The 12,363-nt window shown below is 28.7% G+C and carries 11 protein-coding genes; 3 read left to right on the top strand and 8 right to left on the bottom strand.

Annotated features, from left to right (window positions below; genetic code table 11):
• Window positions 1–2: 2 nt before the first annotated feature.
• Entirely contained in the window at window positions 3–1,301 is a 1,299-nt protein-coding gene (locus tag ABXT39_RS00620) for a M23 family metallopeptidase (protein WP_415295232.1), read from the top strand.
• Window positions 1,302–1,303: 2 nt separating this feature from the next.
• Here the strand turns inward: ABXT39_RS00620 and ABXT39_RS00615 are convergent, their stop codons facing one another.
• The 5 genes from ABXT39_RS00615 to ABXT39_RS00595 are packed head-to-tail and all read right to left on the bottom strand — an operon-like array spanning window position 1,304 to window position 6,032.
• Window positions 1,304–1,780: a DUF4167 domain-containing protein gene (locus ABXT39_RS00615; protein WP_415295230.1), complete on the bottom strand. Its 477-nt coding sequence runs from the start codon at window positions 1,778–1,780 to the stop codon at window positions 1,304–1,306.
• A 14-nt stretch (window positions 1,781–1,794) separates the two neighbouring features.
• A complete protein-coding gene (prmC, locus tag ABXT39_RS00610; RefSeq protein ID WP_415295228.1) occupies window positions 1,795–2,637 on the bottom strand; it encodes a peptide chain release factor N(5)-glutamine methyltransferase in 843 nt (280 codons plus the stop codon).
• Window positions 2,638–3,711, bottom strand: coding sequence for a peptide chain release factor 1 (prfA, locus tag ABXT39_RS00605; protein ID WP_415295227.1), 1,074 nt, complete (start codon window positions 3,709–3,711; stop codon window positions 2,638–2,640). It lies immediately after the preceding gene.
• Window positions 3,712–3,716: 5 nt separating this feature from the next.
• Window positions 3,717–4,817 (bottom strand): flavodoxin-dependent (E)-4-hydroxy-3-methylbut-2-enyl-diphosphate synthase, encoded by a 1,101-nt coding sequence (gene ispG, locus ABXT39_RS00600; protein WP_415295225.1) that lies wholly within the window; start codon window positions 4,815–4,817, stop codon window positions 3,717–3,719.
• A 3-nt stretch (window positions 4,818–4,820) separates the two neighbouring features.
• On the bottom strand, window positions 4,821–6,032 hold the full coding sequence (locus ABXT39_RS00595) for an aspartate kinase (RefSeq protein WP_415295223.1): 1,212 nt from the start codon (window positions 6,030–6,032) through the stop codon (window positions 4,821–4,823).
• 65 nt (window positions 6,033–6,097) lie between these two features.
• On the opposite strand from ABXT39_RS00595, the gene ubiG reads away from it, so the two are divergent.
• Window positions 6,098–6,820: a bifunctional 2-polyprenyl-6-hydroxyphenol methylase/3-demethylubiquinol 3-O-methyltransferase UbiG gene (ubiG, locus tag ABXT39_RS00590; protein ID WP_415295221.1), complete on the top strand. Its 723-nt coding sequence runs from the start codon at window positions 6,098–6,100 to the stop codon at window positions 6,818–6,820.
• Here ubiG and ABXT39_RS00585 read toward each other — a convergent pair.
• Both ABXT39_RS00585 and argJ read right to left on the bottom strand, forming a co-directional pair.
• Window positions 6,817–7,248 carry a DUF1178 family protein gene (locus ABXT39_RS00585; protein WP_415295220.1) on the bottom strand — a complete coding sequence of 144 codons (432 nt, stop codon included), beginning with the start codon at window positions 7,246–7,248 and terminating at the stop codon, window positions 6,817–6,819. The genes ubiG and ABXT39_RS00585 overlap by 4 nt on opposite strands.
• A 41-nt stretch (window positions 7,249–7,289) precedes the next feature.
• Window positions 7,290–8,591, bottom strand: coding sequence for a bifunctional glutamate N-acetyltransferase/amino-acid acetyltransferase ArgJ (gene argJ, locus ABXT39_RS00580; RefSeq protein ID WP_415295219.1), 1,302 nt, complete (start codon window positions 8,589–8,591; stop codon window positions 7,290–7,292).
• Window positions 8,592–8,656: 65 nt separating this feature from the next.
• Between argJ and secA the strand changes: the two genes are divergently transcribed.
• Window positions 8,657–11,221, top strand: a complete 2,565-nt coding sequence (secA, locus tag ABXT39_RS00575; RefSeq protein ID WP_415295217.1) for a preprotein translocase subunit SecA — start codon at window positions 8,657–8,659, stop codon at window positions 11,219–11,221.
• Here the strand turns inward: secA and ABXT39_RS00570 are convergent.
• Window positions 11,216–12,322: an acetyl-CoA carboxylase carboxyltransferase subunit alpha gene (locus ABXT39_RS00570; protein WP_415295216.1), complete on the bottom strand. Its 1,107-nt coding sequence runs from the start codon at window positions 12,320–12,322 to the stop codon at window positions 11,216–11,218. The two genes, secA and ABXT39_RS00570, sit on opposite strands and share 6 nt — an antisense overlap.
• Window positions 12,323–12,363: the final 41 nt, after the last annotated feature.

Raw genomic sequence — 12,363 nt, 5'->3', positions numbered from 1 at the left:
AGATGATATTTAGTTCAAATAAAATAATTAAAATAGTTAAAAAAAACATTGAGATTACTTTTCTTTTCTTATTATTGTTAATAACGATTTCGATCACCACTATCTATAACGAAAAAAAAGTATTAATAGACGAAAATTATAAAAATTTAATAAATAATATTTATTTCAAAAAAAGTATTAGCCAAATTTTTGACAATCTAGTTCCAAGATATAGAAATATTGATCATAATATTTCTAGTGGTGAAACATTTGATAAAATTTTGAACAATTATTCAATACCAAATGAAGAAATTAACCAGATCAAAAAAAGCTTAAATTCAGATTATGATATAAATAATCTTAAACCAAATCTTAAAATAAAAATTACTATCGATCAATTAAACAATAAAAAAATTACTTCTTTTTTATTTCCAGTTTCTAGAACAGAAAAAATTCAATTAACAAAAAATCTAGATAATAACCTTTTTGAGAAAAAAATAATTATTACAAATTTAAATAAAAGAATTATTTTTAAAGAAGGAAAAATTACGCAAAGTTTATATAAAACGGCTATTGATTTGAATGTTCAGCCAAACGTGATTATCGAGTTTGCAAGAATCTACGGATTCCAAGTTGATTTTCAAAGAGATATTAGAAAAAATGATAATTTTCAAATCATGTATGAAGTGTTTGAAGATGATGATGGTAAAATTTTTGAGACAGGTAATATAATTTTTGCAGATCTAAAGCTAAGTGAAAAAAAAAATGCGTTATATTATTTTGAAAAAAAAGGAAGTGAGGGACACTATGATGAAAATGGCAAAAGTGTTGAAAAAGCATTGATGAAAACTCCTATTAATGGTGCAAGACTTTCTTCTGCTTTCGGAATGAGAAAACATCCCATAGATGGTTTTAATAAAATGCATAAAGGAACTGACTTTGCAGCCCCAACGGGTACACCAATTATGGCATCTGGAAGTGGACTTATAACAAGAGCAAGATGGTGTGGTGGTGGTGGAAACTGTGTTAAAATAAAACATAATTCTACCTATGAAACTATTTATGCTCATATGAAAAATTTTGCTAGAGGAATAAAAGAAGGAATAAGAGTAAAACAGGGTCAGATAATTGGTTATGTTGGGTCAACTGGAAAATCTACAGGTCCACATTTACATTATGAGGTAGTTGTAAATGGAAAAAAAGTTAACTCTCAAAAATTAAAGTTGCCTTCTGGCAAGATTCTTAAAGGAAAAGAAAGAAAAATATTTGAAGTAGAAAAAATTAAATTAGATGTTTTAAAATCAGAATTAATTATTGGATAAAATTAACTAGCAGCAACTTTTTTTTCAACCACTTTTTTATCTATATTTTTTGCTACTTTTTTGATCTCAGGTTCAGTTACTTCTTTTTTGACTGTTTCAACCTCAGTTTTTGCAATTTCTTCAACTTTTTTTTCCGAATCCACTGGCTTAATATTTCCAGTTGCAGGTGAATTTGCTCTAGCCATTCTAAGGCTTTCTTGCTCATTTTGAACTCTTGTAAAATGATCTGCATGCTGAAAATAGTTTTCAGATAAAATTTTATCTTCATTAGCCAAAGCTGCTCTTGCTAAATCATTGTATTTTTCAATAAGTTTAACTGCATTATGATTATTTCTACCCGGAACATTTCTTTGAAAATTATCATTGTTAGAAAATTTTGACCCTTCATTGTTGCTTCTAAATGGGGGTCTTCTATTGTTATTACTTCTAAACGGAGGTCTTCTATTGTTGTTAGTATTATTACTTCTAAATGTTACCATAATTTTTTTTCAATTTAAATTTTAGTGCTGATTATACAGCGATCATTATTGCCATAATCTTTTATAGCTTTGTTGACGTAAAAACCTTCTTCTTTTAATATTTTTATAACTTTATTTTTTTGATTAAAACCTATCTCTAAAATAAATTTACCATTTTTCTTAATCAAAATACTTGCCTTATTAATTACTTTTTTGATTTTTGAAAAACCATCATGCCCACCACTTAAGGCTAACTTTGGCTCAAAATTAACCACGTCTTTTTCCAAATATTTTAATTTTGTCTGCTCAATATATGGAGGGTTTGTAACTATGATATCATATTTGCCATTATTAAAATTGTCAATACTTGAGTGAAAAAACTTTACTCTATTAGTTAAGTTTAGTTGTTTTGCGTTAAATTTGCCTACATTTATACTTTTTTTAGAAATATCTATTCCAGTTCCATAAAAATTAGATCTCTCTTTTAGTATAGATAAAAGAATGCATCCAGATCCAGTTCCAATATCAAGAACTTGCAATTGCGCATTTTTTGCATAGATTTTTAAAACTTGCTCTATTATTAGTTCAGTATCAGGTCTAGGAATTAGCACACTTTTATTAACAAAAAATTCATCTTTCCAAAACTCTTTTTTATTTATTAAGTAGGCAATTGGTTCACCTTTTTTTCTTCTTTCAATTAAACTTTTAAATTCTACCAATTGATTTAAGTTCAAAATTTCTTTAGGGTTTAAAATGATATGTTTTTTATCTCTTTTAATAGAGTTAGATAATAATATCTCACTATCAAGCTGAGGATTGGCTATCTTATGTTTTTGTAAGATATTTATACCTTCATTTAGAATATTTTCTATATTCATTTAATTAAGATTGCTCAATTTTTCTTCTTGTGCTTGCAGCGTTAAGCTTTCTACCATTTCATCAAAAGCTTCACCTTCTAAAAAGGCTTCAAGTTTGTGTAGGGTTAGATTAATACGATGGTCTGTTACTCTTCCTTGTGGAAAATTATATGTTCTAATTCTTTCAGACCGGTCTCCAGTTCCTATTTTACTTTTTCTATCTTGTGATCTTTCACCTTCTATTCTTGATCTTTCTAATTCATAAAGTCTAGATCTTAAGATTAACATCCCTTTTGCTTTATTTTTATGTTGTGATTTTTGATCTTGTTGAGATACAGATAGTCCTGTCGGAATATGAGTAATTCTCACAGCACTATCAGTTGTATTAACAGATTGTCCACCTGGGCCGCCAGCTCTAAACACATCAATTCTTAAATCTGAATCATTTATTTTTATATCAACTTCTTCTGCTTCCGGTAGTACAGCCACTGTAGCAGCAGAAGTATGAACTCTTCCTTGGGTTTCTGTATCTGGGACCCTCTGAACACGATGAACTCCACTTTCGTACTTCAATGTTGAATAAATATTTTTTCCTCTAATTGTCGCAATAACTTCTTTAAGTCCCCCTGCCTCACTCTGGGACATGCTTATTAGTTCTAATTCCCATTTTTTTTGATGACTAACTTTTTCATACATCTTAAAAAGATCTGCAGCAAATAAACTTGCCTCCAACCCTCCCGTACCTGCTCTAATTTCTATAATTGCATTTTTTTTATCTGCTTCATCTTTTGGTAATAAAAATAGTTTTAATTTTTTTTCTAAGGATTCGTTTTCTAATTTTAGATCTTTTAACTCTACTTCAGCCATTTCTTTAAACTCATTATCACTACTAGAGTCACCTAATATTTTCTCTAGATCATTTTTCTCCTTCTCGTAAGAAAAATATTTTTTAGCATCAACAATTACATCATTTAAATCTGAGTATTCTTTTGATTTTTCAGCAAAAAGTTTTTTATCCACTTCACCTGATGATAGTTCTTTCTCCAAAATAGAGTGCTTAGATATTAAATCTTCAATAGTTTTTAGAGGTATCATTATATTTATAATTTTTTATCAAGTTCAGCAGCTTTTTTTTCAACTTCACTTACAACTCTTGATATTATATCTTCTGATAAAACTTTTTCACTTTGAATGCCAGATAAATAAAGCATATTGTTGCCCTTACCACCTCCAGTTATTCCTATATCAGTCATTGCTGCCTCTCCTGGTCCATTAACTACACAGCCAATAATTGATAATGTCAAAGGAGTTTTGATGTGAGAAAGTTTATCTTCTAATGTTTTTACCGTATCAATTACTTGGAATGCTTGTCTTGCACATGATGGACAAGATATAATTTTTACACCTCTATTTCTCAAATTAAGTGATTTTAATATTTCATTGCCAATTTTAATTTCTTTAATAGGATCATCAGACAAAGAAATTCTTATAGTGTCTCCTATTCCGTCCATTAAAAGTGACCCAACACCTATTGATGACTTAACACTACCTGAAACAAAACTTCCAGCCTCAGTTATTCCTAGATGTAGTGGATAATCTGTAACTTTTGATAGTTGACGGTACGCCGCAATAGATAAAAAAATATCTGAAGATTTTACACTTATTTTAAAATTAAAAAAATCTTGATCTTCTAAAATCTTAATATTTCTCTGTGCACTTTCAACTAAAGCTTCTGGGCATGGTTCCTTATATTTTTCTAAAATATCTTTTTCAAGAGAGCCAGCATTAACACCTATTCTAATAGAGCAATCGTTATTTTTAGCAGCACTAAGTACATCGTGTATCTTTAATTTATCTCCTATGTTGCCTGGATTAATTCTTAAACATTTTGCTCCATTTTCAGCCGCTTCTATTGCTCTTTTGTAATGAAAATGAATATCAGCAATTATCGGAACAGATACATGTTTTGTAATCTCTTTAAGGGCTAATGATGACTCTTCATCTGGGCACGAAACCCTAACCAAGTCAGCACCCTCTTCATGAATATCATTGATTTGTTTTATTGTGGCCTGAATATCAGTTGTTAAAGTGTTAGTCATAGATTGTACAGAAATAGGATTGTCTCCACCTATTTTTACATCACCAACATTTATAACTTTCGTTTTTTTTCTATGAATGTCTCTAAATGGTCTTAAACTCATAAGTTAATCTAACTTAAATTCTTTGTGAAGCACTGCTACTGCTTTTTTTATCTGTTTATTTGAAATTAAAACTGAAATTTTAATTTCAGAAGTTGAAATAACCATTATATTAATCTTTTTTGACGCCAATGCCTGGAACATTCTATAAGTAATTCCTGGAGTTGTAATCATACCAACACCAATAATGGATACTTTCGAAACATTGTTATCATATGTAAATTTTCTAAATAAAATTTTTTTATTTTGTTTAATAATTTTTTCTGTTTTTTTTAAATCCTCAGATTTAATTGTAAAAGTTAAGTCTGTTTCTTTTCCATTTAAAGAAATATTTTGAACTACCATATCAACATTAATTTGATTAAGTGATAATGGTTTAAAAACAGCAGCTGCTACACCTGGTCTATCTTTAACACCCACAATCGTAACTTTAGAATCATTTTTTGTAGAAGTAATTCCAGTTATTATTTGATTACTAAAGATTTTTTTTGCACCAGTTATTAATGTTCCCTTCTTCTTTTGAAATGAAGATTTAACTGAAAAATTAATGTTATTTAGTTTTGCATCTTGTACGGATGTAGGTTGCATAACCTTTGCACCTAGTGATGCCATCTCTAACATTTCATCGTAGGAAATTTTATGAATTTTTTTAGCTTTTGAGTGATTTCTTGGATCTGTAGTATAAACGCCATCTACATCAGTGTAGATATCACACGCATCAGTATTAAAAAATTTTGCCAGCATTATTGCTGATGCATCAGTTCCACCTCTTCCCAGTGTTGTGATCCTATTTTCTAAATTAACACCTTGAAAACCAGTTATGATTGGTATTCCTCCTGATTTCATGAAACTAAGTATTTTTCCTTTATTAATTTTGCTAATTCTTGAAGAGCTATAAGGTCCTTCTGTAATAATTGGTAGCTGCCATGACATCCATGATCTAGCTTTAAAACCAAGATGTTTTAATCTACCAGCAATTAATGCACAAGTTGCTTGCTCTCCTGTCGCTAATAAAACATCATATTCTGCTGCATCAAAGCTATTACTTAATTCTTTTGTTTTTTTTATTAATTCATTAGTTGTGCCACTCATTGCAGAAGAAACCACAATAACACCTATTTTCCTCTTTTTATAAGAAGAAATAATTTTTGCTACGTTCTTTATTCTATCTATGCTTCCAACAGAAGTTCCACCGAACTTTAATATAACAGTTTTCATTGATAATTTTGTAATTTATATTTGATAAAATACATCTTAATTGTTATGTCCACAAGTCATCTATTATGAATTCAATAAATAAAAAAGAAATTGAGAAATTTTCCAAAATCGCTGAAGAATGGTGGGATCCTAATGGTAAATTCAAACCATTGCATAATTTTAATCCAATAAGAATTAGATATATAAAAGAAAATATTATCAAAGATTTTAAGATTAGATCATCTGATAAGCCCTTAAAAAATATTAAATTACTAGATATTGGTTGTGGTGGAGGATTATTATCTGAGCCAATGTGCAGACTAGGAGCAAGTGTTGTTGGTATTGATGCATCAAAGAAAAATATTGAAGTTGCAAAATTTCATGCAAAAAAAAATAAGCTTAAGATTGATTATAAGGTTGCATCTCCAGAGATGCTAAAAAATAAAACAAGATTTGATGTAATTTTAAATATGGAAATAGTTGAACACGTTAATGATATAGACTTTTTCATTACAGAAAGTTCAAAATTATTAAAGAAAAATGGCATAATGTTTATTGCAACCCTCAACAAAACATTAAAATCTTATGTTTTCGCAATAGTGGGAGCTGAATATATTTTAAAATGGCTTCCAATTGGAACACATGATTGGGAAAAATTTGTTAAACCTAGTGAGCTAATAAGTATTACTAAAAAAAACAATCTATCTCTTAAAAAATTAGATGGAATGAATTTTAATATATTAGATAATAGCTGGAAAGTAACAAATGATACTTCTGTTAATTATATTACAAAATTTATAAAAAATTAATTCGTAGTGTTTTTTATCCAAGGCAGCATTTCTGCTTTTATCCCCTCTTCCTTTAACTCGTTAAGATCTTTTTTTGTTGCAGTGCCATAAATACCTTTGGCTTTTTTTTTGTCTTTATAATGCAGAGACCTTGCCTCATAAGCAAAATGTTCCCCAACATATTCAAAATTTTTTTTTATAAATTCTTGATATTTATAAATTGTTTTTTTTATTTCTCTATACTTTTCACTAGATGCATGGATATCTCTCAAATTATTTTTTGATATGCTTACACTAGGAGACATCAGGGCTTTTCCAACATTTAAGGAATTGCAAAAATGACAATTTAAGAATTTTTTCTTTTTAAGTTTTTCATATTCTTTAGACGATGAAAACCAACTATCAAAAGTAGTTTCACAATCTTTACATATCAGCTTGTATTTGATCATAAGTTATAGTTAATAATTAACAAAGTTAATTCAATATCAAATTAGCTTCTATAATCAGCATTAATCTCAATATATTCTTTTGTTAAATCCATTGTGTAGGCAGTGAAACTTTTTGAACCCATATTTAAATTTACTGAAATATCTATTGATTGGTCTTTCATATAATTGGCTACATCATTTTCTTTGTAATTTTTAAAAATTTGTCCTTTTTCTATAATTTTTATACTACCAAAGCTCATTGATAATTTTTTTGAATCTATTTTCACTCCAGATTTTCCTATGGCCATTATTACTCTACCCCAATTTGGATCTTCTCCTGCGATGGCTGTTTTAACAAGGTTTGAATTTGCAATAGAAAAAGCTATTGCTCTTGCTTCTTTCTCACTTTTTGATTTAGCTATATTGATTGTAATAAATTTAGTAGCTCCTTCACCATCCTTAACTACTCTTTTTGATAAATTTAATAATACCGAATGTAGAGCTTTATCAAAACTAAATATCTTCTTATCATTAATATTATTAATAATTGGGTTTTTTACTTTTCCTGTTGAAAAAATAGAAACCATATCATTTGTGCTAGTGTCACCATCGCAACTAATTGCATTGAAGGTTGTATTGATATTTTTCTTTAATAGTTTGCTTAAAACATCGTTTGAAAGATCTGCATCTGTAAAAATATAACCTAATGTGGTTGCCATGTTTGGAAAAATCATCCCTGATCCTTTGGCAATTCCATAGATCTTAACTTTTTTATTTCCCACCTTACATTCTTCCATGGTAATTTTTGGATGTAGATCTGTTGTCATTATGCCTAATGCAGCTTTCAACCAGATAAATTTATTTTGTGTGTATTTAATCTTTTTGATTAGTTCTGGAATTTTATTCTTAATTTTTTCAGTTGGATATTTTTCTCCAATTGTCCCAGTGCATCCAAAAAGGATTTGATTCGATGTTATCTTTTTTGGAGAATCCTCGTCTTCAGTTTGTTTTTTTGTTAACTGTAATGCCGCTTCTTCTGCTATTTCTTTTAATCCTTTATACCCATCTGGTCCTGTAAAAGCATTGGCATTTCTAGTGTTAACAATTAGAGAGATTATTTTTTTACTTTTTATATTTAAATTCCATTTAATATTCTCTGAAACTATTTTTGACTGTGTATAAGCAGACGCATAGTTTGCTCCGTCTCTAAAATAAAACATAACCAAGTCATCCCTAGGTTTGCTGTATAAATTTGCACAAACAGCAGATATCGAAACTCCATCCAAATGTTCTAAATCTTGAAAGTCACTATTTTTTGACTTTAAATTTAGAGAGTTTATAAAGTTTTTAACGTTTATTGGCATGTATTTAAAATATTTATTTAATACTTATATTAAAAGTTATAATTAATTATATACCAGAAAATTAAATGCTTAATCCCTTAAATTTTATCACAAAGTTCATTAAATCTAGCAATCAAAAGGAGCTCGATAGAATTAAAAAAATAGTTGTAAAAGTTAACTCCTTTGAGGCTACTGTTAAAAATCTTAGTGACGAAAACTTCCCTAAAAAAACTATAGAATTAAAAGATAGACTCAATAAAGGCGAAAATATAGACGCTCTATTGCCTGAGGCTTTTGCGCTTGTTAGAGAGGCTTCTAAAAGAACAAGAAATGAGAGACACCATGATGTTCAAATACTTGGAGGCGTTGTTCTTCACGAGGGAAAAATTGCTGAAATGAGAACTGGTGAAGGTAAAACTTTAACAATAAGTCTTGCAGCCTACTTAAATGCCTTGTCAGAAAAAGGTGTGCATATTGTTACTGTAAATGACTATCTTGCAAAAAGAGATTCACAGGAAATGGGAGAGATATATAAATTTTTAGGATTAACTTTTGGTTATATTAATAATGACCAGGACGATCATGAAAGAAAAAGAAATTATAATTTTGATATTACATATGCAACTAATAGTGAACTAGGATTTGATTATCTTAGAGATAACATGAAGTTCTCAAAAAAACAAATGGTTCAAAGAGAGCATGTTTATACTATTGTTGATGAAATAGATTCTTGCTTAATTGATGAAGCTAGAACTCCACTTGTAATATCAGGAGCTGCTGAAGACAAAACAGAACAATATCTTGCGATTGACAAGTTTATAAAAAGACTAATACCAGAACATTATGAGATCGATGAGAAAGATAAAAATATATTACTTACTAATGAGGGAATAAATAATATAGAAAAAATATTTTCTGAAGCAGGAATCCTAAAAAATAATAACTTTTATGATCCTGAAAACTTAAGCTTAGTTCATCATGTAAATCAATCTTTAAAAGCTCATCATTTATTTGAAAAAGGAAGAGATTATATTATTAAAGATGGAACATTAAAAATTATTGATGAACTTACGGGTAGAATATTAGAAGGAAGAAGATTTGGAGATGGCTTACACCAAGCACTTGAAGCCAAAGAAAGAATAGATGTTCAGGCTGAAAATCAAACTCTAGCATCAATAACTTATCAAAATTATTTCAAACTCTATAATAAAATTTCAGGATGCACTGGGACTGCAGCAACTGAATCTCAGGAGTTTTATGAAATATACAACTTAATAGTAATCATCATTCCTACAAATAAAGAAATGATTAGAAAAGATTGGAATGATCAAATTTTTAGAACTGAAGAAGAGAAAAATAAAGCTATCATTGAAAAAATTCTTGAGTGTCACAAACAAAGTCAGCCAATATTAGTTTTTACTTCTAGCATCAATAAATCAGAAATTTATTCAAAACTATTAAATGATGAAAAAATAAAACATGTGGTTTTAAATGCAAAAAATCATGAAAATGAAGCTGAAATCATTGCAAATGCTGGAAAAATGAATTCAGTTATAATCACAACAAGTATCTCGGGAAGAGGTGTTGATATTCAATTAGGTGGAAAAAAAGGAAACCAACCTGATGATGAACTTTTAGAAAATAAAATTAAAATAAAATCACTTGGTGGATTATTTGTTATTGGTACTGAAAGAATGGAATCCAGAAGAGTTGATAACCAAGCTAGAGGAAGAGCTGGTAGACAGGGGGATGAAGGGAGTTCAATTTTTTATGTTAGTTTAGAAGATGACTTGATGAGAATTTTTGGTTCAGAGTCTATGAATAATATTCTTCAAAAATTAGGCTTAAAAGAGGGGGAAAGTATTGATCACCCCTGGATTAATAAAGCACTTGAAAGAGCACAACAAAAAGTTGAGGCCAGAAATTTTGATATAAGAAAAAATTTATTAAAATTTGATGATGTTTTAAATGACCAAAGACATGTAATATTCTCTCAAAGAAATGGAGTAATGAATAGTGAAAACGTTTTTAATTATTCAGATGAATTCTTATCTGAAATTATTACTCATCTAATTACCTTAAAAACACAAAAACTATCAACAACTAGAAATAATGAATTTTATAATCAGCTAAAAACTTTACTAGGAAAAAGTTTTGACGATAATGAATTCAAAAATGTCACTGAATTAAAAGATGAAGAATTCGAAAATAAAATTAATTCTAAATTTTTAGAAACAAGAAATGAAAGAATTAAAATGTTGAATGAAGAAAAAGTAAAAGAAGTTGAAAAAAGAATTTTTCTTCAGTGCATAGATTTAAACTGGAAATCGCATATTCAATATCTTGAACAATTGAGACAAGTTATTGGGCTAAGATCTTATGGTCAAAGAGATCCATTAATTGAGTATAAAAAAGAAGCTTTTTTTCTTTTTGAAAACTTATTGAATAAATTAAAAATGGATTTTGTTACGATTTTAATCAATTTAAAAATGGTTCAAGAACCTAGTGAAAACATTACAAGACCATTAAAAAAAGAAACGTTTAATGATCCAAAATGCTTGCTAATACAAAGAGAAGGTGAAAAGATTTCAAGAAATGAAAAATGTGAAGCTACAAGTAAAAAGTTTAAAAACTGTTGTGGAGCTTTATAAAGAAAATACTAAATAGCCTAATAAAACTATTAATCCAATTGTAGATACTAAATTTAACTTAGATCGAAAAAAATTTTTAATAAATATATTAACCTTATTTTCTTTCATACCAAGTGTACTCAAATCATCTAATTGGTTTACAAACCCTTTAGATCTTCCAATAGTCAAAAATTTATTTTTTCTATGATTAAAAATTTCTTCTCCACTCATGTTAAAAAATTCACTCAAATTTTTTTCAATTGATTTTCTTACATTATCCAATATTAGATCTCTATCTCTATGGGCGCCACCAATTGGTTCTGGAATAATTTCATCAATTACTTTTAGTTCTAAAAGGTCTTTTGAAGATAATTTCATGGCTTTTGCTGCCTCTAAAGTTCTTTTAGGATCTCTCCATAAAATAGTGGCACAGCCCTCTGGAGATATTACTGAGTAAATTGCATTTTCTAACATGATTACCTTGTTAGATGAAGCAAGTGCTATTGCACCTCCTGATCCACCTTCTCCAATAACAATTGCAAGAGTTGGGACGTTTAATGACATACAACACTCAATTGATTTTGCAATTGCCTCTGCTTGGCCTCTCTCTTCTGCACCTACACCAGGATATGCCCCCGGTGTGTCTATAAAAGAAATTATTGGAATATTAAATTTGTTTGCTAATTTCATTAATCTAATTGTTTTTCTATAACCCTCAGGCCTCATCATTCCAAAATTTCTTTCAATTCTACTTTCAAGGCTATCCCCTTTTTCTTGTCCAATAACTAAAACTGATTTTTCATTAAATTTTGCAAATCCTGCTAATACCGATTTATCTTCTCCATAAAATCTGTCTCCTGACAATGGAATAAAATCCTCAAATAAATTATCGATAAAAAACTTTGCTTTAGGTCTGTCTTCATGTCTTGCAACAAGGGTAGTTTGCCAAGGGTCTAAATTAGAGTAAATCTCTTGCAACTTATTATCTATCTCTTTTTGTGACTCAGAAATTTTTTTTGTGTCTACTTCTGAAAGACCATCTTGGTTATAAGGATCTTTAAGTTTGTCTATTTCTATCTCTAAATTTTTAATATCTGTTTCAAAATTTAAATAATTTTTCATATGCTTTTTTAATTATTAATTAATTAAGAAAAAAGGCAATA

Source organism: Candidatus Pelagibacter sp. Uisw_113, assembly GCF_047717815.1.
Taxonomy (GTDB): Bacteria; Pseudomonadota; Alphaproteobacteria; order Pelagibacterales; family Pelagibacteraceae; genus Pelagibacter.
The sequence above is the reverse complement of the archived record's forward strand: the minus strand, read 5'-3'. Positions and strand labels throughout refer to the sequence as shown.

Coding starts and splice junctions, on each gene's coding strand:
- ABXT39_RS00620 (WP_415295232.1), top strand. CDS start 3: ATGATATTTAGTTCAAATAAAATAATTAAAATAGTTAAAAAAAACATT.
- ABXT39_RS00615 (WP_415295230.1), bottom strand. CDS start 1,780: ATGGTAACATTTAGAAGTAATAATACTAACAACAATAGAAGACCTCCG.
- prmC (WP_415295228.1), bottom strand. CDS start 2,637: ATGAATATAGAAAATATTCTAAATGAAGGTATAAATATCTTACAAAAA.
- prfA (WP_415295227.1), bottom strand. CDS start 3,711: ATGATACCTCTAAAAACTATTGAAGATTTAATATCTAAGCACTCTATT.
- ispG (WP_415295225.1), bottom strand. CDS start 4,817: ATGAGTTTAAGACCATTTAGAGACATTCATAGAAAAAAAACGAAAGTT.
- ABXT39_RS00595 (WP_415295223.1), bottom strand. CDS start 6,032: ATGAAAACTGTTATATTAAAGTTCGGTGGAACTTCTGTTGGAAGCATA.
- ubiG (WP_415295221.1), top strand. CDS start 6,098: ATGAATTCAATAAATAAAAAAGAAATTGAGAAATTTTCCAAAATCGCT.
- ABXT39_RS00585 (WP_415295220.1), bottom strand. CDS start 7,248: ATGATCAAATACAAGCTGATATGTAAAGATTGTGAAACTACTTTTGAT.
- argJ (WP_415295219.1), bottom strand. CDS start 8,591: ATGCCAATAAACGTTAAAAACTTTATAAACTCTCTAAATTTAAAGTCA.
- secA (WP_415295217.1), top strand. CDS start 8,657: ATGCTTAATCCCTTAAATTTTATCACAAAGTTCATTAAATCTAGCAAT.
- ABXT39_RS00570 (WP_415295216.1), bottom strand. CDS start 12,322: ATGAAAAATTATTTAAATTTTGAAACAGATATTAAAAATTTAGAGATA.